Annotated in this window: 26 protein-coding genes, 1 tRNA gene, 2 pseudogenes and 1 riboswitch; of the genes and pseudogenes, 16 read left to right on the top strand and 13 right to left on the bottom strand. The window is 47.6% G+C overall.

The genetic code is table 11. From position 1 onward, the window contains the following. The first annotated feature begins 639 nt into the window (after positions 1–639). The 7 genes from C4B57_03935 to C4B57_03965 all read left to right on the top strand — a co-directional run bounded on the left by C4B57_03935 (position 640) and on the right by C4B57_03965 (position 7,431). On the top strand, positions 640–1,143 hold the full coding sequence (locus C4B57_03935) for a hypothetical protein (protein PXF55083.1): 504 nt from the start codon (positions 640–642) through the stop codon (positions 1,141–1,143). Positions 1,144–1,808: 665 nt separating this feature from the next. Beyond that, positions 1,809–2,618: a hypothetical protein gene (locus C4B57_03940; GenBank protein ID PXF55084.1), complete on the top strand. Its 810-nt coding sequence runs from the start codon at positions 1,809–1,811 to the stop codon at positions 2,616–2,618. Positions 2,619–3,263: 645 nt separating this feature from the next. Beyond that, the gene (locus C4B57_03945) at positions 3,264–4,490 is read left to right on the top strand and encodes a sugar transferase (GenBank protein ID PXF55085.1); all 1,227 of its coding nucleotides are present in this window, start codon (positions 3,264–3,266) and stop codon (positions 4,488–4,490) included. 326 nt (positions 4,491–4,816) lie between these two features. Beyond that, positions 4,817–6,232, top strand: coding sequence for a sigma-54-dependent Fis family transcriptional regulator (locus C4B57_03950; protein ID PXF55086.1), 1,416 nt, complete (start codon positions 4,817–4,819; stop codon positions 6,230–6,232). A 112-nt stretch (positions 6,233–6,344) separates the two neighbouring features. Further along, a tRNA-Lys gene (locus tag C4B57_03955) sits at positions 6,345–6,420 on the top strand. Positions 6,421–6,528: 108 nt separating this feature from the next. Next, positions 6,529–6,777 (top strand): hypothetical protein, encoded by a 249-nt coding sequence (locus tag C4B57_03960; GenBank protein PXF55087.1) that lies wholly within the window; start codon positions 6,529–6,531, stop codon positions 6,775–6,777. A gap of 33 nt (positions 6,778–6,810) precedes the next feature. Next, on the top strand, positions 6,811–7,431 hold the full coding sequence (locus C4B57_03965; GenBank protein PXF55088.1) for a hypothetical protein: 621 nt from the start codon (positions 6,811–6,813) through the stop codon (positions 7,429–7,431). 54 nt (positions 7,432–7,485) lie between these two features. On the opposite strand, the gene C4B57_03970 is transcribed toward C4B57_03965, so the two are convergent. Continuing rightward, positions 7,486–8,826 (bottom strand): hypothetical protein, encoded by a 1,341-nt coding sequence (locus C4B57_03970; protein PXF55089.1) that lies wholly within the window; start codon positions 8,824–8,826, stop codon positions 7,486–7,488. Between the two features lie 926 nt (positions 8,827–9,752). On the opposite strand from C4B57_03970, the gene selD reads away from it, so the two are divergent. Next, positions 9,753–10,802: a selenide, water dikinase SelD gene (selD, locus tag C4B57_03975; protein PXF55090.1), complete on the top strand. Its 1,050-nt coding sequence runs from the start codon at positions 9,753–9,755 to the stop codon at positions 10,800–10,802. Here selD and C4B57_03980 read toward each other — a convergent pair. The 9 genes from C4B57_03980 to C4B57_04020 form a co-directional block, all read right to left on the bottom strand. After that, positions 10,791–11,144: a hypothetical protein gene (locus tag C4B57_03980; GenBank protein ID PXF55091.1), complete on the bottom strand. Its 354-nt coding sequence runs from the start codon at positions 11,142–11,144 to the stop codon at positions 10,791–10,793. The genes selD and C4B57_03980 overlap by 12 nt on opposite strands. Before the next feature lie 4 nt (positions 11,145–11,148). Further along, a complete protein-coding gene (locus C4B57_03985) occupies positions 11,149–11,373 on the bottom strand; it encodes a hypothetical protein (GenBank protein PXF55092.1) in 225 nt (74 codons plus the stop codon). Positions 11,374–11,385: 12 nt separating this feature from the next. Beyond that, a complete protein-coding gene (locus C4B57_03990; protein PXF55093.1) occupies positions 11,386–11,916 on the bottom strand; it encodes a transporter in 531 nt (176 codons plus the stop codon). A 10-nt stretch (positions 11,917–11,926) separates the two neighbouring features. Further along, entirely contained in the window at positions 11,927–12,421 is a 495-nt protein-coding gene (locus tag C4B57_03995; GenBank protein PXF55094.1) for a cytochrome C, read from the bottom strand. Further along, entirely contained in the window at positions 12,412–13,287 is an 876-nt protein-coding gene (locus tag C4B57_04000; protein PXF55095.1) for a sugar kinase, read from the bottom strand. The genes C4B57_03995 and C4B57_04000 overlap by 10 nt, the downstream gene beginning before the upstream one ends. Then, positions 13,278–13,853 (bottom strand): hypothetical protein, encoded by a 576-nt coding sequence (locus C4B57_04005; GenBank protein PXF55096.1) that lies wholly within the window; start codon positions 13,851–13,853, stop codon positions 13,278–13,280. Before C4B57_04005 ends, C4B57_04000 begins: the two co-directional genes overlap by 10 nt. A 307-nt stretch (positions 13,854–14,160) precedes the next feature. After that, positions 14,161–14,859 (bottom strand): ABC transporter, encoded by a 699-nt coding sequence (locus tag C4B57_04010; protein ID PXF55097.1) that lies wholly within the window; start codon positions 14,857–14,859, stop codon positions 14,161–14,163. Beyond that, the gene (locus C4B57_04015) at positions 14,846–15,613 is read right to left on the bottom strand and encodes an ABC transporter permease (GenBank protein PXF55098.1); all 768 of its coding nucleotides are present in this window, start codon (positions 15,611–15,613) and stop codon (positions 14,846–14,848) included. The genes C4B57_04010 and C4B57_04015 overlap by 14 nt, the downstream gene beginning before the upstream one ends. Further along, positions 15,610–16,527 carry a nitrate ABC transporter substrate-binding protein gene (locus tag C4B57_04020; GenBank protein PXF55203.1) on the bottom strand — a complete coding sequence of 306 codons (918 nt, stop codon included), beginning with the start codon at positions 16,525–16,527 and terminating at the stop codon, positions 15,610–15,612. The genes C4B57_04015 and C4B57_04020 overlap by 4 nt, the downstream gene beginning before the upstream one ends. A gap of 337 nt (positions 16,528–16,864) precedes the next feature. Between C4B57_04020 and C4B57_04025 the strand changes: the two genes are divergently transcribed. After that, positions 16,865–17,275 carry a ModE family transcriptional regulator gene (locus C4B57_04025; protein PXF55099.1) on the top strand — a complete coding sequence of 137 codons (411 nt, stop codon included), beginning with the start codon at positions 16,865–16,867 and terminating at the stop codon, positions 17,273–17,275. 30 nt (positions 17,276–17,305) lie between these two features. On the opposite strand, the pseudogene C4B57_04030 reads toward C4B57_04025, so the two are convergent. Beyond that, positions 17,306–17,581: pseudogene (locus tag C4B57_04030) on the bottom strand (heterodisulfide reductase subunit F). Between the two features lie 115 nt (positions 17,582–17,696). Here C4B57_04030 and C4B57_04035 point away from each other — a divergent pair. After that, positions 17,697–17,939, top strand: coding sequence for a type II toxin-antitoxin system prevent-host-death family antitoxin (locus C4B57_04035; protein ID PXF55100.1), 243 nt, complete (start codon positions 17,697–17,699; stop codon positions 17,937–17,939). Continuing rightward, positions 17,926–18,375 carry a VapC toxin family PIN domain ribonuclease gene (locus tag C4B57_04040; protein PXF55101.1) on the top strand — a complete coding sequence of 150 codons (450 nt, stop codon included), beginning with the start codon at positions 17,926–17,928 and terminating at the stop codon, positions 18,373–18,375. Before C4B57_04035 ends, C4B57_04040 begins: the two co-directional genes overlap by 14 nt. 61 nt (positions 18,376–18,436) lie before the next feature. Here the strand turns inward: C4B57_04040 and C4B57_04045 are convergent, their stop codons facing one another. Continuing rightward, complete coding sequence (locus tag C4B57_04045) at positions 18,437–18,580, bottom strand: hypothetical protein (protein ID PXF55204.1); 144 nt, start codon at positions 18,578–18,580, stop codon at positions 18,437–18,439. Positions 18,581–19,006: 426 nt separating this feature from the next. After that, positions 19,007–19,194: riboswitch (cobalamin riboswitch) on the top strand. Positions 19,195–19,316: 122 nt separating this feature from the next. On the opposite strand from C4B57_04045, the gene C4B57_04050 reads away from it, so the two are divergent. The 5 genes and pseudogenes from C4B57_04050 (at position 19,317) to cobI (ending at position 24,366) form a co-directional block, all read left to right on the top strand. After that, positions 19,317–20,291, top strand: a complete 975-nt coding sequence (locus C4B57_04050; GenBank protein ID PXF55102.1) for a sirohydrochlorin cobaltochelatase — start codon at positions 19,317–19,319, stop codon at positions 20,289–20,291. 247 nt (positions 20,292–20,538) lie between these two features. Continuing rightward, positions 20,539–21,559 (top strand): annotated as a pseudogene (locus tag C4B57_04055) (iron ABC transporter permease). 337 nt (positions 21,560–21,896) lie between these two features. Beyond that, entirely contained in the window at positions 21,897–22,697 is an 801-nt protein-coding gene (locus C4B57_04060) for an ABC transporter ATP-binding protein (protein ID PXF55103.1), read from the top strand. After that, positions 22,694–23,650, top strand: a complete 957-nt coding sequence (locus C4B57_04065; protein ID PXF55104.1) for a peptide ABC transporter substrate-binding protein — start codon at positions 22,694–22,696, stop codon at positions 23,648–23,650. The genes C4B57_04060 and C4B57_04065 overlap by 4 nt, the downstream gene beginning before the upstream one ends. Beyond that, the gene (cobI, locus tag C4B57_04070; GenBank protein PXF55105.1) at positions 23,647–24,366 is read left to right on the top strand and encodes a precorrin-2 C(20)-methyltransferase; all 720 of its coding nucleotides are present in this window, start codon (positions 23,647–23,649) and stop codon (positions 24,364–24,366) included. Before C4B57_04065 ends, cobI begins: the two co-directional genes overlap by 4 nt. A 221-nt stretch (positions 24,367–24,587) precedes the next feature. On the opposite strand, the gene C4B57_04075 is transcribed toward cobI, so the two are convergent. After that, positions 24,588–24,818: a hypothetical protein gene (locus tag C4B57_04075; protein PXF55106.1), complete on the bottom strand. Its 231-nt coding sequence runs from the start codon at positions 24,816–24,818 to the stop codon at positions 24,588–24,590. Between the last annotated feature and the right edge of the window lie 58 nt (positions 24,819–24,876).

The raw sequence follows: 24,876 nt of genomic DNA on the forward strand, positions 1-24,876 counted from the left end.
GACGTCCTACATTGGCCGCTGCCGGCCTTTTGGGCCTTGGTATAGGAGGGGATATATACTAACCGTCAAGCACCCGGCTATCGCCGCCACAGGCACGTTAAATGATACGGAAATAACATTGACGGAAAATCACCGTCATGGACAAATTTTTCGTTTTGTGAAAAAAAAATTAGAAAAATTGAGGAGTTGACTCAAAAAATGGTTGCTCTATGAAAGAATCTTCAGACCAATGGCAGTAATTGTATGGCAAGCAGCCTACCCGGTGCTTGCTGCCTGTATCTTATATGAAATATCCAGGGGAGCAGCCCGAGAGAATTTTTGAGATGATCCGCGTAGAGACAGAGAGAATGTTGGTGAATATCTGAATAGGCTGATGGGCATAGAACTCACCATTTTTTGGGCAGAAATGGTTTCAGCGGAAAAATTTGGTGATGGATAATTTTTCTTAGAAAATCAATAAGTTTGGTATATATTTTGCGGAGTAGTTTGCCTATTGAATGCTCAAGAGAGCCTTCTGCGCCGCGTCACAAGATTCGCCTGCGCTTATTTTGTTGTTTACATGAATCAGACTAATTATTATAACTAATCAGTGATGGAAATTTGTTAAAATGATAAAGTTATAAAAAGGAGGAGTGTCGGATGCAAAATAATAGTTCGATTCGTAGATCTTACCGCTTGTCTTCTATCGCAGGGTTTGCATTATTTGCATTAATAGTTACGGCGTTAGGCTTTGCATTCCTTCCAAATATTGCCGAAGCTGTTCCCGATATGTATGTGGCCAATTATAATAACGACACAATATCCCGTGCTAACCTGGACGGGACCGGCGGAGTGAGTCTCGGCAACCTCGGAGGGACTTTAAATGGTCCTACAGGAATAGCCCTGGACCTGTCCAACGGTTATATGTATGTGGCCAATTATGATGACAACACAATATCCCGTGCTAACCTGGACGGGACCGGCGGAGTGAGTCTCGGCAACCTCGGAGGGACTTTAAATGAACCTCACGGAATAGCCCTGGACTTACGCCAGACAGGCCTTGCTGTATCAACTCTCTCGGAATGGGGGATGATCGCCCTCTCATTGCTTATGGCAGGATCAGCCGTTTTGATCATGAGGAGAAGAAAACTGGTTACCACCTGATTCGGTTCGTTAAATTAGTAAAGACAGCATCAAAAAATAGCCTCGTCACGTTTTACAAAGAAGGTCTATTTTTGCTGCTATGTGGTCTATCATTCTTCCGCCTCTCATCTTCGGCAAACTCGGCAACTGCATAATCCGAGTTATATTATCGGAAGCTGGGGCTGAGAAGGACATTTATTAAGCCCTCTCTCTGATCGCACCACCCCGGAGACCAGCGACTCTCTTCTTTGAGAGGGGGCCTCATGTTTGTCTCCATATTGTCAGCTGCCCGCGGCGGGGGTAGTTTTCTGACTATTTCATAAGTCCCCATCCCTTATTTTCCATGGATTTCAGGGGGACGGCCTTTTCCGGATTTCTCCAAAGTCCCTTGGACTCAGATTGGCAGGTTTCGGAAGGCCGAACTGTATACAATATCCTACAAGTGTCAGTCTGTTATTGCTGACGTGAAAAAATGACCGGCATCATGGTTAAGTAATGATAATTATGGAATATTTTCTGGATTGACCGCGGGGTGACATCGGCACTTTTATCCTTAATAAAGCCCTTGAATGTTTGGCGTGAAGCCTAACCTATTGTTTTAAAAGCTAAATTTTCTTATAGGTGGGTTGGCAGGTTTCTTGCGTGAGGATTGGCCTTAAAAGGCTATTCTCAGGCAAGGAGGTGCGATGTTAAGAAGATCTTTAAATTGGCGCAACCAGGGCGGGAGATCCGTTTATTGCCTCACATTCATGGTGGTCCTCATGTATTGTTGGCTTGCAGTAGAAAGTATGGCAGCCACTGCCGTTGTGACCTGGGATCGGAGCGCGGGTTCGGATGTTGCTGGATATGTCGTTTACTATGGCACTTATCCACGACAGTATGACTGTGAAGTGGATTGCGGTGACGTCACGGAGTGCGAACTTTTTTCCCTGGATGATCAAGAAACCTATTACATTGCCGTACGGGCGTATAATTGGGCTGGAGAGTTCAGCAACTACTCTAATGAGGTGGTGCTTAACGGATTTAACGGATCTTCTGATCCTGTAGCTGATGCTCTTCCCATACCTTCCTTTGAGATGAGTCTCGTACGGGTGGACAGTGAGGAGTTGCATGGTGAGGACGGTCAAGGTGAGAATGCCATTGATGGTGATCCCTCAACATTCTGGCATACGGAGTGGTATTACGCCGATCCGGTTCATCCCCATGAGATCGTGATAGATCTGGGTTATGAACGGCAGGTATGCGGATTCAGCTACTTGCCCCGTCAGGACGGATGTTACAACGGCGGCATCGCCGCCTATGAATTATATGTGAGCACAGATGATCACAACTGGGGAAATCCGGTGGCAACAGGAGTTTTCCCCAGCACTCGTGACAAACAGGAAGTCTCCTTTAATGCAAGACTTGCACGATATGTACGTCTGGTGGCCCTGTCCGAAGTAGCGGGTCATGCCTGGACCTCCGCAGCGGAAATCGAAGTGATGGAGCTTTGGTAGGGAAGGCTGGGTCAGTGCCTTGGATTTAAGGCCGATGGTTTATGCCATCGGCCTTTTTCTTTTGGCGGACATGCGGCACGGATATTTTTCTGCATTATCTGGTCTGCTTGGCAACAAGGATCTATCATACCTGGAATTTATTCTTGCGGTCCTGCATGGATACCGATATATATACGTGAATCACTGCCAGACATGATTGGCAGATGGAATGACCCGGACTTTTCTCACTGCTTTGTAGCTCCTGCCGCGTATTTTACTTATGCCATACGAGCTTCATAGTCTCAAGTTGCCCGCAAGCGGCCTGGCGGCATGTATTTTGCGGTTTACTTAAGGAAAAGTGTCACTTTGGATTGTTAAAATAAATCTGAGCGTGAAACCTGTTTCATTGTCTCGGCTTTCTTTTACGGAATTTTCGGGTAAAATAAAAGAATGAATAGTTATTCTTGAGCCTTATGGGAATTTTAATATTAAATTCAAACAATGGGGATGCTTGAGCCCCATAATGAACTGAACTATGTATCGCGATCAGGCCTATATCTTGTCCAATATCGCTATGATCTTGGACGCAATTATGGTAGTATTCGCTGCCTATGTCTCGCGTTGGATTTATCTGAGTTATTTTGGCCAGACTTGGGAACTGGGTGAATACGAGTTCGCCGGTTTCATTATTTTTTCATCTTTTTTCTCAATAATACTATTCTCGCTTACCTGGGTTTTTATTCTGATCGTCGCGAGAATTCGTTTTGGCCTATCTTCCTCCGGCTCATAAAGGCCTCGGTTATTTTATTCACCGTAATTAGCACCGGCCTATTTTTTCTCCGTAATTTTACCATCCCCAAGCCGTATCTGCCTATTTTTGTCGGAATGCTCCTGCTTTTTGTTATGCTTGATAAGGCCTTGATGCTGGGTATCACAGGAATCCTTGCCAGGCAGGGATTTCATCAGCGCCGAATTTTGATTGTGGGTAGCGAAGAGCGAATGTGGCGGGTTGTTGAGGCTCTGCAACAACAGCAAAGCTGGGGCCATCAAATTGTCGGCTTATTAATGGACAGTGATCAGAAGATGAGTTCTAATTCTCGGGATTCTTCTTTCATTCCCATCCTGGGGACTATCAGTGATCTTCGGGAGGTGATTCTGGATAAGCAGGTAGATGATGTCATTTTTGCCGTTCTGCCAGATCGCCCTCGTTCTCTGCGACCTTTCCTTGAGATCTGCGAGCGCATTGGTGTGAGCGTGAGCATAGTCCCATCCATGTTCGATCCAGAAGAGGCATCCTTGAAAGTAGAAGTATTGCAGGGGGTTCCGTTGTTGTGTCGTTATCATTTTAATATGGATGCCTCCGGACTCTTTTACAAGCGCCTTTTGGACATCTTTGTTGGAGGATTAGGCTCATTGTTTTGTTTTGGCGTCTTGGTTCCCATTTTGGGGCTGGCCATAAAGCTGGATTCCCCGGGCCCTATCCTTTTCAGGCAAAAGCGGGTAGGTATGCACGGAAGAGTTTTCTATATCTACAAGCTGCGTTCAATGTATGCAGACGCAGTGGTCCAAAAAGCCGGACTTCTGGCAAGAAATGAGATACAGGGGCCTATGTTCAAAATTGCCGATGATCCCCGGATTACCAGAGTAGGTCGATTTTTGCGAAAAACGTCTTTGGATGAATTTCCGCAGTTTTGGAATGTGTTCAAGGGAGAGATGAGCTTGGTGGGCACCAGACCGCCCACACCGGAAGAGGTGGCGCAATATGAAGACTGGCACCGCAGACGGATTTCCATCAAACCCGGGATAACCGGATTGTGGCAGATCTCCGGTCGCAACAAAATTAAGGACTTCAATGAGGTAGTCAAGCTAGACCTGCAATACATTGACGGGTGACATCTTCAGGACGATCTAAAGATTTTGTGGCGCACGTTTTGGGTAGTTATAGCGAGAAAGGGAGCTTGCTAGTTTGGTTTAAGGCCTTAGAATTGAAATGAACATACAGCCCAGTACGAATTGATCATAAAACTCCATAACTTTCTTTTTTGAAGAAGTATAGAAGACGGGCCGCAGGTATCCGCCGCTTCCCTCTTGGGATTTCTTGGCCACGTATTTTCAGAATTCACACAAGATATTTTACACTGCCTGAATCAAATTTAGTTGAAAAAGAGGCGGATTGTGTTATTATTACTAAATTGTAATTCAGATATCAGGAGTGTAATATGGCCAGATTTTTAATAGCTACACAGGAATATGCCTTGAAAGATATTTCAAAGAATATGTTGGGGGTGAAATATTCCCTTGAATTCTGGCCTAATAAGGGCAACATCTCTCGAAAATTAGAAAAGATAATTTATGACTTGATTGTTATAGATATGGAATTGGCCAATGGAATGGAGTTGCTGGAATCTGCCAGGTCTATACAATCTGCCCCTGTGCTTGCCATCGGCGACAATCGAACAGAACAGGCGGTAGAAGCAATTAAAAGAGGGGCCTATGATTTTATTGCAAAACCGGTTTCTGGGGAAAAAATAAAAAATATTGTTGAAAGGGTCCTGGAAGGTCGAAGCCTCAAATACGAGATTGATTATTTGAGGCGACAACAAGATGTTATTTATGACCTTGATAGTATTATTGCCAAGGCCCCTGCCATAAGAAGGGTTATTAATACAATAAAAAAGGTCTGTAAAACGGATTCCACCATTTTAATAGGGGGAGAAACAGGCACGGGAAAAAGTTTTTTGGCCGGAGCAATCCATTTTAACAGCCATCGCAAAAAAAGACCTTTTGTTGATATTAGTTGTGCAAATATTCCTGAGACCTTATTAGAAAGTGAATTGTTCGGGCATGAAAAGGGGGCTTTCACCGGAGCTGCGAAAACCAGAATAGGCAGATTTGAACAGGCAAACGAAGGAACCGTTTTTTTGGATGAAATTGGGGACCTCACTCCCGCCTTGCAATCGAAGTTTTTACACTTTTTGGAAAATAGGACATTTCAAAGGTTGGGAGGAAGTAAAACTATCCATTCTGACGTTCGAATTATAGCTGCTACCAACAAGAATTTAGAACAAGAGATCCGTTCAGGAAGGTTTAGAGAAGATCTCTACTACCGGATTAACGTAATAAATATCTTTTTGCCTCCTTTAAAAGAACGGATGGAAGATATAGAAGAACTGGCCTTCTATTTCCTGAAAAGGCACTGTCGAGATATAAAAAAGGATATCAGAGGATTCCATCCTGATGTATTGGAGATGTTCAAGCGCTATCACTGGCCGGGTAACATTCGTGAGCTTTCCAATGTTATCGAAAGAGGCATATTGCTCAGCGAAGATACAATAATTAAAAAGGATAGTATAACCTTGGGGAATAATATTCTTCCCTGCCTGCTTCCGCCTGCGCCGGCACAGCAGACAGGTTCAAGGCACAGGCAGGCATTTGAGCATACCGAACCTTCCAAAACCGGACCCTCTACACAATCATTGGCAGATATCGAGAGAAAAGCCATTATAGAAGCGTTAGAAACGTGTCTATGGATTCAAAAAGATGCAGCAGAAAAGCTTGGCATAAGCAAAAGGACAATAAACTATAAGATTAAAAAACTGGGCATCAGACATCCCCGTTGGAGAAAAAATATTTAACATCTGACTATAGCCTACCCGGTGCTTACCGCCCGTATATTATATGGAATATCCAGGGTTTCAAAACCTGCTTGACATCATTCTGAATTGTGTTAAAAAATTGCCCATGCATGGGCCGTTAGCTCAACTGGGAGAGCAACTGACTCTTAATCAGTAGGTTCGGGGTTCGAGCCCCTGACGGCCTACCAATAAAAACAAGCACTTAGCATTTTTTGTTAAGTGCTTTTTTATTATTAGGGACCAATTAGGGGCCGAAGAGAAAACGTTACAGCAAAGAACTCAAAGCCAAGGTTGCTTTGGCTGCCCTCAAAGGGCACCAAACAGCCAATGGGATAGCCTCAGAGTTTGGTGTTCATGCCAGCCAGGTCAATCGTTGGAAAAAAGAGGCAATAGAGGTCCTGCCTTCAGTATTTGGCAATACTCAGTCAAAAAGAGAAAAAGAGATAGAGAATGAACGCGACCGACTATATCAGCAAATTGGCAAGCTGCAGGTAGAGGTGGACTGGCTTAAAAAAACACCGGACATCTGCTATGAGTGTTGTTGAAAGAAAACAGCATATCGAGGCTGATCATCCGCAATGAGTATTCAGCGCCAGTGTGATCTGACAGGGCTTCCACGTTCCAGTTATTACCGGGAAAGCCATGGTGGACAAGAAAGCAGGAAGAACCTGGAAATAATGCGTCTAATCGACGAAGAATACACCGGGCACCCATTTTATGGCAGTTGCCAGATGCGCAATTATCTGCATCGCAAGGGATATAATATTAACCGTAAACGAGTTAAGAGGCTCATGCGTAAAATGGGCCTTCAATCAGTTGCTCCCAAGCCCAGCACCAGCAAGTCGCATCCTGAACACAAGGTGTATCCATACCTTCTTCGGGGTATTGATGTATCGCATGCCAATCATGTCTGGTGCTCTGATCTGACATATATCCGCCTTACTGGTGGATTTGTCTATCTGACAGCCGTTATGGACTGGTATAGCCGTTATGTGCTCTCCTGGGAGATATCAGTATTCATGGGCAGCGATTTTTGTGTATCAGTTCTGGAACGTGCTCTTCGCTGCCATGGTAAACCCGATATATTCAACACTGATCAGGGATCCCAGTATACCAGTAGTGATTTTACTGGAACCCTGAAAGATCATGACATAAAGATCAGTATGGACGGTAAGGAGCGTGCCATGGACAAACCCTGAACGGTGAACTCTGAACCTGTGAACGCCTATAAGTATTATTTATCAGGCGGGCACTTAGAACCCGACAGCTAATTGGAAGGTCGCGATGCTCTGGTCGTCCCTGTCACTTTCTTGTTCAACATAGGTGTAGTCCAGGCTGATCTTGGCATTGTGCCCCTTAACAAAGTAGTTTAATCCGGCACTCATGAACTCCGTATCGTCCTTGTCGTCTACGTAAACCGCCTCATATCTCATATAGGGCTGGAAACGGCCCGGACCGACTTTGCCTGGCAGGAGATATCCCGACTGGATGTACCAGTTTTCCGCGTCGTCGCCTGCTGCCAACTCGGAAAAATTATGCGTTTGAGTGCAATTCTGAATATCAATATAGGCTGCTTCTACGGTTACGGCACCCTCTCCCAGCGGATGGTCGAAGAAGACATCCGCGGTCCATACGCGGTTGTCCTGGTCCTCGCGGCCATTCAAGGTCAGATCCATCTGGGTATCGTAGCCAAAGCCAAGGCTCAGGACCTTTTTCTTTCCGAGATACGTCCCCTTGTTGAACCAGCCTTTTTCAGGTTCAAGGAGATTGACGGCCACACGACCTGCGAAGCGGAGGTTGTCATCAGGATTGTCGTCGTTCTCAACCCCTTCGCCGACCATAAACCTGTATTGAATGAGCCCATCCAGCGGGTTGCCCCATATGGTCACACCGTCATCTCGACCTACCTTCTGGGCATAAAAGGTATTTCCCCGAATACCGCCCTGAAGAAACGGGAGATCGGTGGTCAATATGCACTTTGTCGAGGTCGTGCCATAATTGCGTGTAAGCGGAACATACATCCTTCCGGCCTGAATCTTGAAGGCCTCGTTCAATTTGAGGGTAATCCAGAGATCCCGGACTGCAATGCCGCTTCCAAGCCCCAATGAAGGCCTGTCCAATCCTTCCTGTCCAATCCGGTCAGCAGCGATGTGAGTGAAGAAGCTGAAATAAGGAGTGACATCGCCTTTCAGATACAGGTAAAATCTCCGCGCCATAAAATCGTTAAGGTCTCCGCCATCCTTCTTTCCGTGCTCTACATACTGGTACCAGACCTGTGTCCAGCAGCCGATTTCCCCTCCGAGTTGCTTGCTTTTAATTTCCTTCGCTGCCTCCTGTACCTCCTGCTGGCGTTGTTCTTTCAGCACAACCGCCTCTTTCTGTATTTTTTTCGCCTCCTCTTCGGTAAGGATACCCTTACGAATCAGAATATCGATTAGCGGATCTTCCCTATCGTATTCCTTGGCCTGCGAAACACCATGATTTTTCACACCACTCTGATCGTCCATTCCGAACTTGAATCCTCCCAAGGCAGGACTCCCTGCCCAGAAAATACAGACCATGAAAACAAACAGAATTCTTACAAATCGATGCATCTCCTTACTCCTTTCCCTTTAATGTAGTTTCGTCTATCTTTGTGAAAATTGTTCACCCTAAAAGATTTTCCCTCATCCACTGGATGCAGGCAGGAGCGTCTTAAGGGGTCGCCATGGACTCCTTTGTGAAATTAATGACAATTTTTACATCAAGATAATCAATAAATCAAATAGAAATTATCAATATAAAACAGCGGAACTATTGGATTTGTCCATGACAATGAATATGAAAGGTGGAGAGGCATCGATTTTTGGGTCTATCCACTAGATCAAAGGCCTTCAGGAGATGGCGGGCTGCGGGAAGGGCGAGATGGCCTTATTTGAGTTTTTTCTCGCCTTATTCATCATAAATGGTCAAAGAACAGGAGTAAATATCCGGTGAACCCGTGGTCCGCTGTGGAAATTGTCATCCGTGCCCTGCCGCAGGAGCGGTTTGCCTTTTGCAGGGTTTCAACCGCGGGCCGGATTGCACTGCCTCTCCGGTCCGCGATGAGTGAGCTTTGAAACCCGGAAAAAGGTAACCGCTTCAAGGCAGGATATAACGGGTTCACCGAATATTTACGAACAGGACATCAAGAGATTAGAGATTTCAGCCACCTGAAGCAGGGTCTTGTCAAGGTGATGCTAATAGGAAATATCTATGGATCAGGTCTTATTCATGAATGAAGCCAATTTGACTTTTTATTAAATTGCCAGAAACATGTATTATGCTCTTCGACCTTCACGTACATACTCGAATTTCATGTAGCAGCTTAGACCTGAAGGACATATTGACCCGCCCGCGCCGGGTTCAGGAGACTGGACGGGGTTTGTATCACTGATCACGATACAATGGCATAAGGAATTTTTGCCCGGAAGGACTGCAATGAGACGGTCTGTGCATTATCATTGGAGAAGAATCAGGTAAAAAGGTAAAGGAAAATTCAATGATCGAACAGAAAAAGCTTCGCCTCACCGAGACGGTTTCCGGAGCGGGGTGAGCCTCAAAAATTCCTCCAGGGGACCTGGACAAGGCACTATGCGGATTGGAATACCTTACCGACCCCAATCTTATTGTGGGATTGGAGCGGGCTGACGACGCAGGCGTATATAAAATCACCGACGACATTGCCATCATCCAGACGGTGGACTTTTTCACTCCCATCGTGGATGACCCATACTGGTTCGGGCAGATTGCCGCGGCCAATGCGCTGAGTGATGTGTACGCCATGGGAGGTGTTCCCAAAACGGCCATGAATCTGGTGTGCTTTCCTCTTAAAAAGATGGATTTATCTATCCTCAGGCAGATTCTGCAGGGGGGGCTGGACAAGATGAAAGAGGCGGATGTCGTTTTGGTGGGAGGGCACAGTGTGGAGGACAATGAATTGAAATACGGCCTTTCCGTCACCGGGTTTATCCATCCGGATCGCATCATTACAAAAAAGGCCATGGAGCCGGGGGATCAGTTGATACTGACCAAATCTCTGGGTACCGGGATTATCAATACCGCTATTAAAGGTGGAGTTGCCTCCAATGAGACCATTGAAAGTATCACCCGTCTCATGGCTACCCTTAACCGCGATGCGGCCGAGGTTATGGGACGCTATCCTGTCCACGCATGTACCGACATCACCGGTTTTGGTCTGTTGGGTCACATGTGCGAGATGGTAGTAGATACCGGTGCAGGAATCAGGTTGCAGGCCGGCCTGGTTCCGTATTTCCCCGAGGCTATGGAGTATGCCCGGATGGGGCTCGTGCCGGCCGGGACTTACAAGAACCGGGAGTTTCGCAAGGCATTCGTGGATTTTGCCCCTTCTGTGGACAGGTTCATGCAGGACATCCTTTTTGACGCCCAGACCTCCGGCGGGTTACTGATTTCTGTGGCAAGAAGTAGAGCCGATGAATTGCTGAGTGAATTAAAAGGGAGGAGGATGGCCGGCGCAGCCATCATAGGTGAGGTAGTGTCTGAGCCTAAAGAAAAGATTTTAGTGGAATAGCCGCTTTGGAATTTTTTCTTTAAATTCTCTCCAGAGATTCACTAAGCCGAGTCCTTTGAATGTCTTTTCCGCCTCACCCCTGGAAATTTTCTGAATGAACTCCTTCGATTTCTGTATAGAATAAACGGCTTCTGATGCGAGCATAAAATCGCAGGTAGGGCAACTCACATCCGTGCCCTGTCGGCGTCTGTTTTCCTGTTCTTTAAACGCCCGGGCTAATTGATCTCCTTTAGCCAGAAACAGGATATCCTTCCCCCGGTCAAAGACAACCACATAATAGGTGCTTTCTCCAGCCAAAAGTGAGAGCTTTCCTTTCTCTTCCCGTTTTGCCAATATTTCCAATTTGCTATGCCTTTTTGACCAATAATCTTACTGTCTCTCCCTGCTCGGTAATGTTGAGAACTTCGTGACCCTTGCTGGTGACAAGCCTTCTTACATTCTCCTTTGACGGCGGGTAATCAACTATTACCTCCAAGGTCTCTCCGGATTTCATTTTCGCCAATGCCTCGTCGGTTTTCATTACCGGCAATGGACAAACCTCGCCGCATACATCTAAGGTTACGTCGGCCATTATTTTTACCTCCTAAGACAAAACCGCTTTAATGAATGGGGCGACAAACCTGTGGAAGATTATAGCCCCTAAGGCAAATCCCACAAGATAGACTATGGCACTCCTGCTCCCTTCAGCGGCCATTATGTGCTGCCTGAAGGGACAGCCTCCAGCGATGCAGGAAAAGAAACCCAGACCAAATCCGCCCAATACGGCAAGGATTATATGTGCCCCGGCCTTTGGACACCATGTTATAGGGTCTCCGGGCACGGGTAATAATGAGCTGGGGTCTGCCGCCACTCCCATAGCCGCCCACTTTTTGGCAAAGACCGCGCCGCCATTCAAAAACCAGGGAAAGGTCTTGATGGCAGGGGACACAAACTGGAATAGAATAAATCCTGCAAGGGCGCATACCAGAAAGGCAAACAGTCCTTTGATCAGGTATGTATCCTTCACCAGATAATAATCCCTCATTCCTCCTACAAAGCACATCCTTGCCCGCTGGCCGAGGTATCCCATTATCAATCCCAGAAAGACGGTGGCAATTGGTGGTAATAAGTCCATTGTTACCTCCTCAGGTCAGTTTCCTCAGTACCTGACATCCCACAAAAACTCCCACTCCGATCATTATGAGGCCTATGACGGCGGTTATATCCAGGTATGCGGTCTTAAGCGCTGTCCTGATGGGGCAGCCGCCAAAGGTCAGGGCTGATATCATGACCAGCATCCCCAGGAAAAACTCCGCCCAGGGTTTTTGCCACCACACCCTCATAACTTTCCACTTGAACTCCTTATTGACACGGGCAGCTATAACTGCCCCGATCAATACCCCTATAATGGTGAGCAGGGGAAAATTATAAGAGACCGGGCCACCGGGTATCACTATGGCGCCCCCGGCTTTCAGGCCATATATCGGGAATATATGAGCAGCAATCCAGTTCACCAGGTCTCTCATATGGCAGGCGATGCAGATACCATAGGCCGGTGGGGGTATTACATGAAAGAATGCCTGGCCGGCAGCGCCCAATAAGCCAAAGATGCCTCCTGCCATTGCGGCTGTCATGCGCATAATCTAACCTCCTTTAGTGCATTTGGGATTTTATCTATTATGTGTGAAATCGATGTGGCAGGGTCAGGCTGTGCCAATTTACCTGCAATACGATTGATTCCGGCTGCCTTTATGCAGGCATCAACCTTCTCATAGCCCCCGTAAATCAGGGCGGACAGAATCCCGGCCAGGCTGTCACCTGTCCCTCCAATCGGCTCCATGGCAGAAATGGAAGGCTCATCAATGGCCTCAACCACTTCACCCTCTTCTACAACATAATCTACAGGTCCCTTTACCAATAATATCTTTGGGGTATTCCCAGTCTCATAAGCCTTCTTTATCAAGGTGACAACTTCGGATGCATCTAACTCAAACAGAAGATGCTCCACATAGGCAGGGTGTGTGGCCTCAGGGTCTGCCAGGTAGGCCATTTCACCTGCATCAGGGGTGAAGATATCAATTTCTTGTGCGAGCCCTGCCGCCTTGGCGGCATACATGGCGCCTGCATCCGCAATCAAAGTTACTCCTTCACGTCTTTTTCCCAGGGAATTAAGGACATTTCTTATTCCGGGTATATCAGGCATGATATAATGCATGGCCAAAACCCTGACATCGAGCGTTGTCAGGTTAGCGGCCATATAGTTATAAAGCTCTTTACTCCTTTTTCCGTCTCCAATATCTCCGGAAGTAATAAAATAGGGTGGTTCTAAGTTAAGGGCTTCACAGGTAATGCAGGCTGATGCCACCATGACGCTGGTGCCTAAGCCGGGTGTGACTTCAAAATCCTCTACTTTAAGGCTTCCACCTTCGAATGTTGCCTTTCCTGCCTTCAGTCCCATTTCATCAAAAGGCAGGGTACCCATGATAGTAAGCAAAATCAGGTACACTCCCTTGTCTGCTCACTCTTCACCATGCTCAGGGCCTTTTGATATGCCTTTTCTAACATATAGGCACAGAGGGAGTAGCCGTTCTCGCCGGGATTTTCCACCTCCGTTATGTTGTTTCCTACCAGGCTTACGGTCAAATAGGGAACATCGGGGCAGCCCCCGCCTGAAATGTTTACGATGGTGCCTTTTTCTTTATCCACTGTTATCTTCATATTGGCTGCGGTCACCATAAGATACCTTCCAAAGTCCTTTTCTTTGGTTATATCCAAAGGCTTCTGAGATAAGTTGTCCAGGGCTACTATGTCCAAGGGGTTAAGCCCGCTTTTTTTAAGCAGCCTTTCCACGCCCAATTGATCAACAAGGTTGAATTCCACTGCAAGGTCACAGCCCTTGCGAATCTCAGGGGGAGGAGCCACCCCTCTCACCCCGTAACCGAAGCGTTTCAGAATCTTTTCTGCCTGCATGGCCTCTGATACCTCGTTTAAGATGATCAGGCCTTTGCCCTTTTCAAGTGCCTCTTTTTTTCTGGGTCCGAATCTCTGCTTTATCCTATCCAATATTTTCATATGCCTTCCTCATCCACTGGATGCTTACAGGGGCATCTTAAAGGGGTCGTCATGGACTCCTTTGTTAAGTCCATGACAATCTTTATATCAAGATAATCAATAAATCAAATAGAAATTATCAATGCAAAACAAAAGGGCTATTGGATTTGTCTATGAGATGTGCTTCTTCACCCTGTTGAATGCAGCTTCGCTGCCCCCTTTGGGGATTCAACAGGGTAAACCCGTTGCGTATTTCCTGATTAACGTAATGCCTTGATTTTTCAAAACTAAATACTAATGGCCAACAGCTAACCGCTCAACCTAGGTTCTACCTGGTTGCTTGTCTTTGGGAGAGATTAAAGAACTGGTCAGAAAAGGTATGCAAGTCTTCCGGCTTTCCTATTCGTTCTATACGTCCTTTAAGGATGACGGCTATTCTGTCGGCCACCTCCCTTGCCTCGGTGATGTCATGGGTGACATACAGGGTGGTAATACCGAGCTGCTGTTGAATGCCCTTGAGCTCAGATCTCAAATACCGAGAGGTCTGCCAGTCCAGGCTGCTCAACGGCTCATCCAGAAGTAGTATTTTGGGATAGGGGGCCAGGGCCCGGGACAGGGCCACTTTCTGCTTTTCTCCGCCGCTAAGGCGCCAGGGATAGGCGGTGGCCAGGTGCTCCATCTTAAATAACCGGAGCAATTCCCTGACCCGGAGCTCAATTTTTTCATTCGACCATCTCTGGACCCTCAGTCCATAGGCGATGTTTGAGGCCACGTCAAGATGGGGAAACAGGACCAGATCCTGAAAGAGATAGCCCGCCTTTCTCTCCCGTGCGGGAAGTTCATCTATGGGACGGCCGTCAAAGAGGACCGAACCCTTATATCCGGTCAGACCGGCGATAATATTGAGGAGGGTGGTTTTTCCGGCCCCGTTGGGTCCGAGAAGTACCAGCAACTCACCGGATAAGACGTTTAGATTTACCCTCCGGCAGGCATAATTCTCTATATTCCGCAGCTCAATGGCGGTCATGGCAGGTCCACCTGCGGGTCAGCCTGGCCTCCAGACAGGTAAAGAATCGCTCAAAGGAAAAGCACATCAGGGACAGGACCATCAGGCAGACTATAATTATGTCTATGCGCATAAGACTTTCGGCCTTCATGAGCAGGGCCCCGATTCCGGTAGGGATGGCCACCATTTCAGCGGCTATTATCACCCTCCAGGCCATCCCGGCCTCCAGCCTCAGCCCGGTGAATATGGTCGGCAGGGCCAGAGGGAGGACAATGGTCACAAGAATTCTGCTATCAGATGCCCCCAGGGTCCTGGCGGCCTGAATGAATCTCTTATCTATATTCCTGATGCCGCAGGCCGTATTATAGCATACGGGAAAGAATGAACATATAAAGATTATGGCTATGGGCAGGATTTCATTTATCCCGATCCAAAGCATCAGAAGAGGCAGCCAGCCCAGGGCTGGGATGGGATAGAGAAGGCTGATCAAGGGGCTGAAGGCCTTATCCAGGATATTGCTCCATCCCATCAGGATACCAATGGCCAGCCCGGCCATAGAGCCGGTGCAAAAGCCGATCAGGACCCGGGTCAGGCTGCTGAGAAAATTCGCTGCCAGCACTCTATTTATTGTCAGATGGTAGAATTCCTGAATCACCACGGTAAAAGGGGGAAAGAAAAAATGGCCGGGAATTAAATCCGCCCGGGTAACAATCTCCCATATCGACAAAAATACAATTATCGGTAAAATACCCCATCCAAATTTGAGCCCTTTCATTTAATATAAATATACCTCAAATCCAAAATTTCTTGGGCCTTAAACCATTTTATGTAGCCTAATTTTGCCATGTAATCGATGCTTTTCTGAATCTGTTCCGGATCAATATCGGTGGTACATTCCATTCTGGTAGTCAACGACCTTAGTATAACCTGCGGCGTAATCTCCAGTCCGGCGGCGATTTTTCCTATCTTAAGGGGCAAAACCTTTTCCCCGGCAACCGTTAACGCTCCGGCGGCAATTGTCGCCGCATCTTTGGGATGTTCATGAATATATTGGATTCCTCGCTCTGTTATCTTTACCAGCTTTTTGACTATCTCCGGATGGTCTGTTATAAGATCTTTCTTCACTACCAGGACGCTTCCCTGCATATCAGGCCAGAGATCCTTAGCAGTCAGGAGCACCTTGAACCCCAATTCTTCACCCATCGTAGGAAATTGCTCGCAACAAAAACCAGCATCTAATTGACCCATCTTGAGAGCAAAAAGCACTTTCGGAGGAGGCATCCTTCTGATTTTTTTCAATATTTTACTTTCATCAAGATGATACTTATCTATCATTTTATGGAGTAGCACATCCGGAGGGCTTCCTTCCCTGGGACATCCTATATGAATATCTGATTTTTCTAAATCCTTGATGGCTTTTATCTTTTTGGGGTCAACAAGCAACCCATAGCCATACTTATGCATGCCAGCAACGACCTTTAGTGGCACCTTACCATTAGCATAAGCAATTATTGCTGGTATTAAACAGATGTAAGCAACTTTAATATCACCTCTGGTTAAGGCTGCAGCAAGAGCCATACCTGTTATATAGTTATCAAAAGCAGTGATGTTTAAACCTTCCGCTTTAAACCAGCTTCTATTTCTTGCTATGTGGGCACAGGCAGCATGATCCACAAATTCCACCGCCATGCCTATTGCCAGCCTTTCCTGGGCAAAAGTGACAGAAGAGGAAAGGCAAAGAAACAGCCCAACAATTAGCAGCCCAAATTCTTTAGATTCTTTAAAGACATTCATAGGAGAACCTCGGAAAATCGGTAGTGAAGCTGGAGGAAACACCAGTCAGCCTCAACATCATCCGCCATCTTTTTGGCAAAAGAACTTGCTGATCCAAGGACCGGGTTGTTAAAAATCATTATGAAGGAATCTATTGTGCCCAATAAAAGAATGGCTTCAGTTTTATGGTTATATACATTCGGGAATAACGATTGTCAAGACAAGGACATGAGCTGCAATTGGAGGCGTTATAATGCGAAGAAAAACAAGGTCCGGATTTAAGCCATCCAGCAAAGACCTGAGTCCGGCTGACGTTGCGGTCAGAAAGGGCGGCTATGAATTAAAGGGACGGATGTGGATAGAAGGTGCAAGCGGGACCTTTCTCGGTTATGGCAGGGTGGTGCTTCTTGAGCGCATATCTGAATTTGGTTCTATCTCAAAAGCGGCAAAATCAATGGGTATGTCCTACAGGCACGCCTGGGAGCTTGTGGATTCCATTAACCGCCAGGCCAGGCGGCCTCTTGTTGAAACTTCTGTCGGAGGTAAGAAGGGAGGGGGAGCAAAGCTCACCGAGGCCGGGAAAGAGGCGGTTGAAGGCTTTTGGAACATCTATGAAAAATTTAAGCATTTTTTGGAAAAAGAAGGAGCATCCCTCCAATTCTAGTCACGCCATGATCCATTACCTGGGCCGTCTCTAATATTCCGGAGGCATATTCTTAAGCTGGGCCAGGGAAAAGACAGGGCCGTCCTTGCACACAAACTTGTCGCCGATATTGCAGCGGCCGCACATGCCGATACCGCACTTCATGCGCATTTCCAGGGAGAGGATGATCCTCTCCGGAGGAAACCCTACTTTCTCAAGGACAGGCTGAGTAAACTTGATCATGATGGGCGGGCCGCATACAATGGCAACGGCATCATCTACGCCGGTAATCTTCTGCTCTGTAATGGTGGGGACAAAACCTATGTTATTTGCTTGGCGGCTTTCAGTAGCTCTGTCCAAGATCTGCTAAAAAAGTCATTGATGTGGTAACATTTTATGTGTACATTATCAGCATTTAATGTCAGCGAGGGGCAAAAAGACAATGCAAAAGGTCAGTGTACGTGAAGCCAGACAACATATCGGTCGTCTGCTGGATGCAGTAGCGGCCGGAGAGGAAATCGTTATCACACGCCGCGGTAAGCCGGCAGCACGCATGGTGGCGGCTTTAGAGGTGGTAACGGAGAAAGTTCGCTTCCCGGACCGCAGCGCTCTGCGGGCCATGCTTCCTCCGGCGAAAGTGCCGTCCGCCATGCTGATCCGGGAAATGCGCGATGAACGAATTTGATGTCAGTTACTATCTTGACACCAGTGCCCTGCTGCCTTACTACAGAGAGGAGAAGGCCAGCCAACCAATACAGGAATTTCTGTCATCCCTTAAGGCTCCCGTTATCATAAGCGATCTTACCGAAATCGAGTTTGCCTCAGCCCTTTCCCGCTGGGTCCGCATGAAGGAAATCACCGAGGCACAGGCCAGTCTTGTAGAAAACGGTTTTGCTGAAGATTCCCGCTCAGGTCTGTTTAGACGGCTTTCTTTAACCACAAAACACTATCGACAGGCGAAAAAGTGGATTTCGTCCAGAAAAACAGCTCTCCGTACCCTGGATGCCTTACACTTGGCTTGCTGCTTCAGCGCCTCAGCGAAAATGGTGACTTGTGATGCAGTACTGGTGCAAGCAGCCAATGTCCTTAAAACCCCTTGCTTTTTCATTGCTGGCGGCTAAATAATCCGTGGCAAATTGCCAGAAGTACCGCTGCGGTCCGAATCGCAAAAAGGGATTCTTATCAGTTTTTTAACACCCTGACATCGCCGGTTCGCATAGTGAATCCGATTGTATCAAAGTGTTCTAAAACAGGTACTCCGCCTGTCCGGCCAAATCCCAGTATTTCTTTGGAATCATGAAGGGTCAGATCACCTTTTTCAATAATATGACTATTGAGTTAGCTCCGTAGTAAATACAGAAGGATTTCCAATCTGTCAAATTGGAAATTCCGATGTTGATTATTTGGCAGCTCCTTCAGGGGGGCTCGGCACATCCGACCCATGGCAGTCCTCACAGTTCTGCTCTATGTCAAGGGTTGACCCCCTCCTGGATTCCGAAATAGTAAGCAGGTCGTCTTGGATCATTGCTCTCCACCCGGAATGTGAGGAGTTTAAAATGTTTCCCAGGCCGCATAAACGATGACATAGGGCTTACCCCAGTTGTTCCCGTCTATGAACTGCTCCTTTACCCGCCGCGGGGAATATAGAATGTCCCTCAAATCCATATGCACTTGATTTGCGGTCATGAGTTTTACCGGCTGGTTGATGATGTAAGAGGATTTTTGCTTGACATGAGATATGGATTTGATAGATTCCGATATCCAATTATGGGTAGTCCGAAAGGACAATGGGAAGATGGTGAAAATCCGTCGCGGACCCGCCGCTGTGATCGGGGACGAACGCCGCAGGGTGCCACTATCGGGTTGATCGCCGGATGGGAAGGCGCGGTCAGTAGGATGATCCGTAAGTCAGAAGACCTGCCCATGATGGCATGATATTGTTCTGATCCTCGTGGTTTGGGATTCGGGCAACACTGACCGGGGTTGAAAACGGAATTCCCGGACCTGTGTATTCAGGTCCGGGGATTTTTTTTGAAGACAGACAGAGTCGGGAGGTACAATGATGAAGAGATCGAGCGTTTCCTTTGTAACAGTAATTTTGTCCTTAATGGTGGCGGCTTCTTCCTTTGCAATGGGGCAGCAGGAGGACAAAAAGGCGATTGTTCTTGCATGTTTTGGGACAAGCTATCCGTCGGCACTGGTGGCCATTACAAACATACAAAAGCAGGTCCGGAATGCCTTTCCCGGTGTCAAAGTGCAGGTCGCTTTTACGTCAAACATTATCCGGAAGATATGGCATGAACGGCAAAACGACCGGGAGTTTCTTGCAAAGCACAAAGAAATCCCCAGGGAGATCCTCTATGTGAAAGGCCCTCTGGCGACGATAGCTGATCTGCAGGATGAAGGCTACAGGTCCATAATCGTTCAGCCTACACATGTATACGATGGCGAGGAATACAGCGATCTTTGCGAATACGTGAGGGGCCTAAATCATATCAAGACCATTAAGGCCAAATACATGCCCTTTAAAAAGCTGGTTCTCGGGAGACCGGTCCTCGGGGAAAACGGTCCCGAATACGACTACCACAAGGATATGGAGGCTGCGGCGAAGACACTTCATGCCGATGTGGACCTTGCCGGGAAAGATGGGGCAGCCCTTGTATACATGGGTCACGGGAATGAATTTTACAGTACCGGAGTATATGCTGAATTTCAGCAGGTGATGCGCAATGAATATCCTGGTGCACCAATTTATATAGGTGCTGTAGAAGGGTTCCCTTCGCTTGATGATGTGCTCCTCTTTGTAAGGCATGCCGGTGTCAAAAAGGTCATCCTGAAACCATTCATGATCGTTGCAGGCGACCATGCCAGGAACGATATGGCAGGGAATGAGGATGATTCCTGGAAGAGTGCCTTTGAAAAGGCCGGGATTCGTGTCATATGCGACATCCACGGACTTGGCGAAAACAACGAGTGGGCCAAGATCTATGTCCAGCATATCAAAGACGTTGCACGGGATAATCACATAGAATTGTAAAGATAGTTGTGAGCGTTTACAGGGCACCACATCTGCTTTGTTGCCTGCCTGCCGGCAGGCAGGTCGGGCACTTGAAGTACAGGAAGTACGTCTGCGTACCCTCCGCCTCGCATCTACAGCACCCTGTAAATGCTTTCAGTTCGGTGGATTGCGGTAAAACGGGCGTTGCAATCCAGTGAACGGTTACAGATAGTTTTACAGAGAGCTCAGAATGTCTACGAAAAGAGATGCGGGGGCCTTGCCTTAGATGCGAAACCCCCACCTGTTTCCGCTGAGCTCTTTGTTGCTCTTGATCATTGTCTTGTCCACCGGGATGGGATACCTGGAAATCTCTCCCCTTGAGGTGATAAAGATCATCTTTGCGAGGATAACCGGTGACCATGAACTTCTAAGGGGCCTGAACCACGTTTTCCCTTATGTCGTATGGGAGGTCAGATTACCCCGTATATTGACCTCGGCTATTGTGGGTGCCGGGCTATCCATCTCCGGAGTTATATTTCAGGGCATTTTACTCAATCCCCTGGCTGATCCATACACCTTGGGGGTATCGGCAGGAGCAGCCTTCGGTGCTTCCATAGCCCTGCTTCTGGACATCCATTCCCTGGGCATTTATTCCGTCCCGGTTTTTGCATTTTGCGGGGCCGTGGGGACCCTTGTGGCAGTGATGTCTCTCTCTTCTTTTAACGGGGAGATGTCTTCCAATAACCTGATACTGTCCGGGATTATCATAGCGGCCATTTTGTCAGCAGGGATCAGTTTTATTAAATACGTAGCTGATGAACAGGTCTCCATCATCATCTTCTGGTTAATGGGGAGTTTCGCATCCAAGACCTGGGCCGAAGTCTCCTTGAGTTGCGTCTGTGTCCTGGCAGGTTTTTTGATCTGTCTGTTTTTCGCACGGGACCTGAATATCATGTCCCTGGGAGATCGATCTGCCAATTCATTAGGCATTTCGGCCAACAGGGTGAAGGATGGTCCTCCTTGTGACAGCGTCCTTCATGACAGCTGTCTGTGTATCCGTATCCGGCATTATCGGCTTTATTGGCCTTATTGTCCCGCATCTCATGCGTTTTTTCACAGGGGCGGATAATAGAAAATTGATTCCGGCATCCAGCCTCGCCGGCGCCGGGCTGCTTCTCGGCGCCGACACAATAACCAGGGCCGTTCTGCCTGTAGAGGTCCCCATTGGTGTGCTGACCGCCCTCATCGGCGGCCCGTTCTTTTGCTACATCTTCAGGCAAAGGAGTGTGGGAGGACTACGTGCATAGGACCATAAGCAGCGCTAAGTTATTTTTGCACCGGATGGACTAATGAACATCGAACATCGAACGTCCAACATCGAATGTTGAATGGGAAAAGATGAAGAAACAGACTTATGACATAGAAGAAAGGCTGCTAATTAAAAAACCTGAACTACTAAATAATATTTTAGAGGAAACAGAAAATTAATTAAGGTTTTCGTTACGAGCATCAAAACGGCTGAAAAGAGACAGAAATAGCCATTGAATGTTAGGTATTGGATATTCGTTTTTCATTCGATGTTCGATGTTGGACGTTCATCTTTCAGATGTAATCTGTGAAGGTTTACAAAACTACTTAGCGCTTATGGTGCATAAGACCCCGGTCTTTGAAGTAAACAGGCTTCATTTTTCATACGGGAGACAAAAAGTACTGGATAACATCTCTCTGACCATAGAGGCAGGGAACTTTTATGCCATCGTGGGTCCGAACGGGTGCGGCAAGACCACGCTTTTAGACATTATGGCAGGGAGTAAGACCCCGGGATCAGGGAGCATCAGGTATCTTGGCCGCGATATAAAGGAATACGGTAAGCGAAAACTCGCCAGGGAAATAGCCCTGGTCCCACAGGATTTTTATATCCATTTCCCTTTTACGGTCGGAGAAGTGGTCCTGATGGGCCGGCATCCTTACATCCCAAGGTTTGGAGGCCCTTCCAAGGAAGACATCGATATCGCAGAGGCAATTATTGAAAAGACCGGCCTCTGCAGGCTTAAAGACAAGTACATAACAGAGCTGAGCGGCGGTGAAAAGCAGAGGGTGGTCTTTGCAAGGGCCCTTGTGCAGGACACCCCGGTCTTGATTTTGGACGAGGCCACATCCAATATGGATATCCAGTATACGCTGAATTTTCTGAGGGCTGTATCTGAAGAGGTCAGCCAGGCCGGAAGGACCGTCATTTCGGCGCTTCATGACCTGAACCTGGCCGCAAACTATTCTAATAAGATGGTTTTCATGAAATCGGGCAGGATCGTATCGGAAGGAAATACCCCGGAGGTGTTGACCGAAGAAGGCATAAAGGCAGTCTTCAATGTTGAATCCAGGGTCTATTTTGACCGGTATTCAAATTCCTGCCAGGTAAGCTTCAAGGGGATCAGGCCACGATGAAAAAAATAGCAGTGGTATGCATTTTTTTTGCGGCCTTGGCAGCGAGTTTTGGTACATTGTTCGGGGCACGGAGTTTTTTTGATCAATCAGGGCATTTGATCAGGATAGAGAGGCCGTTCGAGAGGATCATTTCATTATATCCGGCCCATACTGAGAACCTTTTTTCCCTCGGGCTTGATAGAGAAATTATAGGCGTCTCCGGAGATGAAGCATTCCCCCCCGAGGCCGGGAAAAAGCCGGTATTCAGTTATCATGATGATGCAGAGAAGTTCATTGCGGCGCAGCCGGACCTGGTCCTGATCCGGCCGATGATCGCCAGGGGATACAGAGGTCTCATATCGAAACTGAGAGAGTCGGGAATTGTTGTGGTATCACTTCAGCCGAGGACAGTAGATGGGATGTTTTCTTACTGGAGGGAGCTTGGGGTGCTTACAGGACGGGAAACAGAGGCCGGGCAGATGATACAGGAATTTAAAAGGGGCCTGCTTAAGATCCGGTCGATAGTGAACTCCATACCGCTTTCAGAGCGAAAGAGGGTCTACTTTGAGGCCATCCACAGCAAGATGAAGACCTTTTCTCCCTCTTCCATTGCCATGTTCGCCTTAACAACGGCCGGGGGGATAAATGTTGCCGCGGATGCAAAGGCGCTCAGGAATACAAACATAGCGGCTTACGGGAAAGAGCATATCCTGTCCCATGGAGATAATATAGATGTCTATCTCGCACAGAGAGGGGCAATGAACCAGATAAGTGTGGAGCGTATAGAGGAGGAAGGGGGATTCAGGGCAATCAAGGCAGTAAGGGAGGGACAGGTCTATATCATCGACGAAAAGATCGTCTCAAGGCCCACGTTGAGGCTCCTAGACGGGATATACGAAATAGGCAGAATCCTTTACCCGAAGAGGTTTATAAACCATGAACCTTTGAACGGTTACGAGAAACCAAACAAATGAACAACGGCACCCTTTTCGGAATAGGGCTAGGCCCCGGAGATCCGGACCTTATCACCCTCAAGGCCGCAAAAATTCTAAGACAGGTAGATATCGTATTTGCGGCCGCCTCCACAAAGAACGGTTATTCACTGGCCGAGGAGATCGCATCCGCCCACTTGAAAGGTGAAGTGCCCCTTGTCCGCCTGGGCTTTCCCATGACCCGCGACAGAAAAAAACTCCGGACCGCGTGGGAGGAAAACGCCAGCAAGGTAATCCACACCTTAAGGAAGGGAAAAGATGCGGCCTTTGTCACCATCGGCGATCCCATGATTTACAGCACCTTCGGGTACATTATGCGCACTATCAGGGAAAAATATCCTGATGTCCCCATCGAGATTATCCCCGGAATCACATCGTACCAGGCCGCTGCAGCCGCTGCAGAAGAAATCCTGGCCGAAGCAGAGGAATCCTTTACCGTAATTTCAGGGGCCCTGGGCGCCAAAAAACTGAGAGAGGTGATTGACCATACGGACAGGGTGGTGATGCTCAAGGTATACCGCGAATACAAAGAGATAATGGATGTCCTTGATCAGCTCCACCTGATCAGGGGATCGGTCCTTGTGTCCAGATGCGGGCTGGATGGAGAACGGATAATCAGAAATTTGGAGGATGGGATAGATTCGGCTCCTCCGTATCTGTCGCTGCTCCTTATTTCGAAGAAAGGCCGACGGAAATGAAACCGTTATCCACATTTCGGGGATACAAGGTCGCTCCTTTCAAGGCAATTACAAGGAGAGCGAAAGAGTAAGTCAGGCTAATCAATTACCAATTTTCCCGCATGCGTTTTTTTTCGGAATCGCTGCATTCCGCAGACAGTAAATATCCGGTGAACCTTGGTTCACTGGCAACCGGTCACAGGGGAGCTCCTTCTTTCAACATGCTCCCGCCCCTTGTTTTCTTAAGGCCTTCGCAGCATGGGAGACCCTCCTCCGTTCTCCTTCGCTGCGCTCAGGAGCCGGGGTTTCCCTTGCTGCAAAGGCCAGGAAAACTTGCGGGGCTGACGCAAATCGTCTCCATAAAGAAGCTCCCCTGTGATCAGTTTAAATCCACTGTGCAGACCGTTCACGGGCAGGGGACATTTCTTTTCACTTAACACTTCAGCCCCTTGTTTTCTTAAGGCTTTTGACATGGGGGAGTCTTGCCCCCTCCCCGTTCTCCTTCGCTGCGCTCAGGAGCCGGGGTTTCCC

Source organism: Deltaproteobacteria bacterium, assembly GCA_003194485.1.
GTDB lineage: Bacteria > Desulfobacterota > Dissulfuribacteria > Dissulfuribacterales > UBA3076 > UBA3076.